At 39.7% G+C, this 4,310-nt stretch carries 5 protein-coding genes; 1 reads left to right on the top strand and 4 read right to left on the bottom strand.

Features of this window, described 5'->3' with window-relative positions:
- Positions 1-39: 39 nt before the first annotated feature.
- A complete protein-coding gene (locus tag B4J23_RS09695) occupies positions 40-888 on the bottom strand; it encodes a hypothetical protein (RefSeq protein WP_291360291.1) in 849 nt (282 codons plus the stop codon).
- 324 nt (positions 889-1,212) lie between these two features.
- On the bottom strand, positions 1,213-1,713 hold the full coding sequence (locus tag B4J23_RS09690) for a hypothetical protein (RefSeq protein WP_291360289.1): 501 nt from the start codon (positions 1,711-1,713) through the stop codon (positions 1,213-1,215).
- 363 nt (positions 1,714-2,076) lie between these two features.
- Here B4J23_RS09690 and B4J23_RS09685 point away from each other — a divergent pair, with 363 nt between their 5' ends.
- A complete protein-coding gene (locus tag B4J23_RS09685; protein WP_004784091.1) occupies positions 2,077-2,547 on the top strand; it encodes an Lrp/AsnC family transcriptional regulator in 471 nt (156 codons plus the stop codon).
- A gap of 64 nt (positions 2,548-2,611) precedes the next feature.
- On the opposite strand, the gene B4J23_RS09680 is transcribed toward B4J23_RS09685, so the two are convergent.
- Both B4J23_RS09680 and B4J23_RS09675 read right to left on the bottom strand, forming a co-directional pair.
- Positions 2,612-3,361, bottom strand: coding sequence for a YebC/PmpR family DNA-binding transcriptional regulator (locus B4J23_RS09680; protein WP_004784089.1), 750 nt, complete (start codon positions 3,359-3,361; stop codon positions 2,612-2,614).
- 243 nt (positions 3,362-3,604) lie between these two features.
- Positions 3,605-4,159: a 1-acyl-sn-glycerol-3-phosphate acyltransferase gene (locus tag B4J23_RS09675; RefSeq protein WP_166136149.1), complete on the bottom strand. Its 555-nt coding sequence runs from the start codon at positions 4,157-4,159 to the stop codon at positions 3,605-3,607.
- Positions 4,160-4,310: the final 151 nt, after the last annotated feature.

The raw sequence follows: 4,310 nt of genomic DNA, 5'->3' as shown, positions 1-4,310 counted from the left end.
AAAAACGCGCATAAAGCGCGTTTTTTTATGAGATTAGAATTAACTCCAAGGGCTGGTTTGATCAATATCACTTGTTTTACTGAAGCCACTGAGCAGTGAGCTAAATTCAAACTTCGGCAGGGAACTACCACTTGAGATATTGGTAATAGTTTCTTTAATGGTTGGGAGGATTTCAGTAATGCTGATATTCGTAGCCGTATCAGTATTACTAATGCCGGAAATCAATTCGCTAAGATCAGGCAGTTGTAGGGACGAGTTGTTACCGACTAAATTGCCAAGACTATCCGTGAATGCATCCAAACCTAAACCCTCTAAGCTTGGCACGCCAGAACCGAGTGACCCGAGCAGGTCGCCAATTTCAGGAAACTGAACACCATCCAGAAGATCCGAGAATTGACCTTCGCTATCAATCAGCGCAATCACTGGTTTTAGTGCTGTAATCACATTGTTGAGGTCGCTGGATAAGGTGAGCAGTAATGGGTTATTCACAAAATCCAGCACCACTTGTACGCCATTCAAGACATCGTAAAGAGAATTCACGACTTCTGCCTGATCAGCGTCAAGAACGTCACTATTCGCTAATAGATTCAACAGTGGATTGATGCCTTTTAGTACATCCGCGATGGTGTCTGGCACATTACCTGAACCTGCAGAACTGATTGCAGATACCAATGTAGTCACACTACCAACCACTGTTGGTAAAACTTGGGTAAGTTGATCCATATCAATGGATGAGTTACCTGTATCAATCGATGCAAGCAGTGGCATCAGGCTTTGCGTTACAGTTTGCGCAATGGTGCCCGTATCGATATTGCCTGAATTGCTGATTAGACCACTGAGCAAATTGGTAATAGCACCGATATCAAGGTCACTGCTTGCATTGCTCATTAGGTTACTGGCTAACAGATTGACTGAACTGGTATCTAAACTACCTGTTGAGCCACCGATCAATCCGCTGACTAGGTCAACAATTGCACCGATGTCGAGATCACTAGCGGTATTGCCACTGATAAGACCAACGACTAGGTTGGCAATTTTACCAATATCAACATCGCCAAGTCCGCCAGAACCACCAATTAAACCACTAACCAGTTCAACAATTTGTGCGATATCAATATTGCTACCTTGAATGAGACCACTGACGATACCGACGATGGCACCAATGTCTGTTCCACCAAGACCACCAGTACCTCCAATCAGGCCACTCAGCAGTTAAGTGATTTGGGTAAGATCAAGGTCGCCACCTTGCAATAAGTTGCTGGCCAGTTCAGCAATTTTACCGAGGTCTACATTGCTAGTACTGCCACCCATTAATCCGCTGACCAATTTGATAACTGCATTTAAATCCAGGGTTGATGTATTACCACCCATTAAACTGCCAAGCAGATTGCTGATTGAACCTATGTCAAAACCGCCACCATTGGCTTTCGTTAATTGGCTAATTAAACTGTTGATATCAAGTTTAGAAGCATTTGAGCCTGTAAATTGGCTAATTAAATCAGTGAGGGAACTGGAATTTAAACTTTTGCCAGAAAGCAGGCTGTTTAAGAGAGAATCTAGGGAAGGGGTAGAGGGGGTAGAACCTGTAATAGAACCAATAATGCCAGAAAGACTGCCACCCAATAAACCACCAAGTAAACTCGTATTTTGTGTCTCTGTCGTGAGCACTGGACTGAGTTTAGTTTTAATTGAACTAAGAATACTAAAAGCCATAATCGTTCCTTGCGAATTTTTATCTTGTTATGTTTGTTGTGTGTTTTAGATAAACCGCTCAATTCTTATTCAATTTCTATACAAGTGTAAATCTAAGTTGGATTAATCATGCTTTGAAAATCCAGTTATCAGCGTCATAGTATTTATTCATAAATAGTTTAGTGATAAATAAGAATGATTTATTTAAAAAGAGACGTTTATCGAAAATTCGTTTTATACGACGAATGACCATAAACATGGTTTAAAACTGGTCATTGAGATGGGTCTGGCATTTTTTTTCAAATAACTGGTAATTTACGAAAAAAATCACAATACTAAGAGTTAAATGATGATGTATTTAAATAAAATGGCAAGAGATTAGAGATGGAATTAGATCGTTTTGATAAGCACATTCTTGAAATTTTGACCCATGAAGATGTCAATCTGAATGAACTCTCGGAGAGAGTAAATTTATCTGTGAGTTCGGTACACCGCAGGATCAAGCATTTGATCGATCATAATATTATCAGTGGCTTGAAGCGCGAGATTAATTATCAAAAATTGGGCTTTAGCCTGCATGTGCTGTTGCAGGTTTCCTTAAGCAAGCATGATAGCGATACTTTTGCCAAATTTTTAGAAGAATTAGAAAATATTCCGGAAGTCATTAACGCTTTCCTGGTGACAGGACAGTCTGCGGATTTTATTGTCGAAGTTGTGGCACGTGATATGGAAAATTATAGTCAGATTCTATTAAGCCGAATAGGCAAGATCGAGCATGTCGTAGCACTGCATTCCAGCTTTGTGATCAAGGAATATAATGTTTTTAACTGTAGTGGTCTTTTAAATAAGGTTTAAAATTCCAGGCTTTTTAGCGCATATAAAAAACGCACCCGAAGGTGCGTTTTAATCTCATAGAAGATTAGGCATCGAGTTGCGCTAAAACTTCATCAGAGAATTCAACGTTGGTATAAACGTTTTGAACATCATCCAGATCTTCAAGCATATCAATCATTTTCATGATTTTTTTCGCTTGGTCGATATCTGTGATTTCAGCTTTGGTAGATGGGCTCATCACCACTTCAGCGTTATCAGATTTTAAACCTGCAGCAGCTAAAGCATCTTGTACTGTACCGAAGCTTTCAGGCGTAGTGATCACCAGGATTTCATCTTCATCCACTTCAATGTCTTCAGCACCCGCTTCAAGTGCTACTTCCATGATTTGATCTTCTAAAGACACATCTTCAAAAGTAATTTCGCCACGTTTAGTGAATAGGAAGGATACTGAACCGTTGGTACCGAGGTTACCATCAGTTTTAGTAAAGCAGTGACGTACATCAGGAACCGTACGGTTCAGGTTATCTGTCATGGTTTCAACAATAACCGCAACGCCGCCTACGCCATAACCTTCATATGTTACTTCTTTAAGATCGTCGTTATCTTCACCACCGGCACCACGCTGAATCGCGCGATTGATCACATCACGTGTCATGTTTACAGATAATGCTTTTTCTACAACAGCACGTAGACGAGGATTACTACCCGCATCAGCGCCACCGAGTTTGGCAGCAGTTGTTAATTCACGAATGTATTTGGTAAACAACTTACCACGACTGGCATCTTGTTTTGCTTTACGATGCTTAATATTGGCCCACTTGGAATGACCCGCCATGCGAAATATGCTCCTTGTAGATTGGCTGTATGCCTATCGAATTGCGCCGATTCTACCATAAGCTCTTTTTTTGAAAAAAGAGTCTGGATTTGAGATTTAATGATAATGCCAAAAAAATAGGCAATAAAATAGAAAGGCAAAGCAATAAATGTAAATAAAAACTTAAGAAAATGTTTGCTGAGAAAATGCCTAAATAATAAAAGGGCAGGTGAAACATTATTCTCAAACCCTTTTATGGAAAGTTTATTCCGGGATAATGATATCCAGACCAACATTCTCTTTATAGAGCTGCTTGATTAAAGCCAGATCATGCGCGAGATCAGTCGGGTAGATTTTGCCAAAAATCCCGCCTTGCTTGGTCTTGGAATTGGCGTACATAAGCACAATTGGCACATTGGCAGCTTTGGCAATATGCCAGAAACCGGTACGGATCGGTTTACGCGCTTCACCATTTTTGGCACGGGTGGCTTCAGGTGCGATCACCAGATTGAATTTTTCATTATTCTGAAAATGTTCAACCATTACGCTTACAATATCTTTATTGGCTTTACGGTCGACCGCGATACCACCCATGGCTTCCAGAATTGGTTTCATTGGACCTTTGAACAGTTCTTTCTTGATCAGGGTATGAATTTTGATGTCATACATTTTAAAGAGTGCCAAAGATAGAACTGCATCCATCATGGATGTATGTTCAAATCCGACAATGACCTGTTTATCTTCGAGCACATCAGGTTCGACATGATATTGCCAACCGGCAAGTTTAAATGCAGATTCGCCAATAAATTTGTTGAGCATAAATAGAAAGAAATAAGAGCTAACGGTATAAACTGCATAATTTCTTCCTGTTCTTATTCACAGTCAATAGGCTTTATTTCAAATTCATTAATAATATGAAAAATCCAAGATCAAAAAAGTATATTCAATAGTTTTTTAAGACCTGAAAGAT

This window comes from Acinetobacter sp. UBA3025, from assembly GCF_002367915.1.
Taxonomy (GTDB): domain Bacteria; phylum Pseudomonadota; class Gammaproteobacteria; order Pseudomonadales; family Moraxellaceae; genus Acinetobacter.
Note: the sequence above shows the minus strand (reverse complement) of the source record. Positions and strands in the feature narration are given on the sequence as shown.